Origin of the sequence: Paenibacillus sp. 3LSP (genome assembly GCF_032465655.1) — a bacterium.
GTDB classification, from domain to species: domain Bacteria; phylum Bacillota; class Bacilli; order Paenibacillales; family Paenibacillaceae; genus Fontibacillus; species Fontibacillus barengoltzii.
This window is the reverse complement of record NZ_JAWDJI010000256.1, coordinates 1-1,070: the sequence shown is the minus strand read 5'-3', so window position 1 is coordinate 1,070 and position 1,070 is coordinate 1. Positions and strand designations below refer to the sequence as shown.

General features: G+C 55.5%; 1 protein-coding gene. It reads right to left on the bottom strand.

Features of this window, described 5'->3' with window-relative positions:
* Nucleotides 1-353: 353 nt before the first annotated feature.
* Nucleotides 354-1,070: IS110 family RNA-guided transposase (locus RW092_RS22210; protein ID WP_316011326.1), on the bottom strand; the 717-nt coding region annotated here is incomplete at its 5' end.

The following is a 1,070-nucleotide window of genomic DNA, read 5'->3' as shown; positions in this document are numbered from 1 at the left end:
TGCGCGTGAGCACGTGGCGCGAGAGCAAAAAAGCGAGCGACGGTCGGCACGCTGCTATCCGTGGGTTGGTTACCACATGTTATGCCTTCGTCAGGGAGAGCCCTTGCAAGCTAGAAACGCACGTTCAGTTTCTTTCAAAACCTAGTGCAAACGGACTACGCAAATTCTCTCCTGAACCTTCGTTTGCTCCCGGGCCTCGTGCTCCGGCGTGAGCTTGTCAAGCGTCTTCCTTGACAAGCGGTGGGGTACAATTCAACACTTTTCCAAATCCTCATCGAAGATGAGGAACGCCACACGGCGAGTGTGGGGGTGCAGGGGGCAACGTCCCCTGCGTCCTTCATCGTCCAAAGGCGTTAGGAGGCTGCTGGCTGCTCCACGGTTCGAGCAACCGCCCATATGAACCCAATCAATTCCCGGGCCACCGCACCGACGGCCACATTCTTGTGCTTGTTCTTTCCAAACACAAGATGACGGTATTTGTAATGCAATCTTTCTTGCGCCTTCCAGGACAACAGCTGTACGTCGGCGGGCATACCATCTAATCGCTTGGCGAGATCCCCTTTTACGGCAGGACGGTGACGGTAACTCCAAGCGGACTCCACCAAAGTCCGTCGTAAGCGGCCATTTCCGGCTTTGGTCATGCTGCCGCGTCGAGTACTTAGGCCCGTGGAATACTCACGAGGGACCAGTCCCAAGTACGCCATCAGTTGCGCAGGGGAACGAAAACGCGCAAAGGTTCCGATTTCAGCCGCAAGGGTAATGGCTGTAAGCAATCCAATCCCCCGTAGGGACTGAAGAACTTGGATCAGAGAAGCCTTGGAACCGGTCGCAGCTTGCTCAACGAGTGCTTTTTCTAGGCGTCCCATGCGCTGCTCGATCTCATCCAAAGCATGAAGCATTTCGCTGAATGCCACGTGCATGGACTCATACGGGAACGTAAGCTGCCCTAACCAGACGCGGTACTTCTTGGTCCAGCGACGCTTTATGGTGGCGGGTGGTTCAATCTGGTGACGAAGCAGGAATTTCAAGATCCGCTGACGAGCCCGGTGGGCATCTTCCTTGGCAGCTTC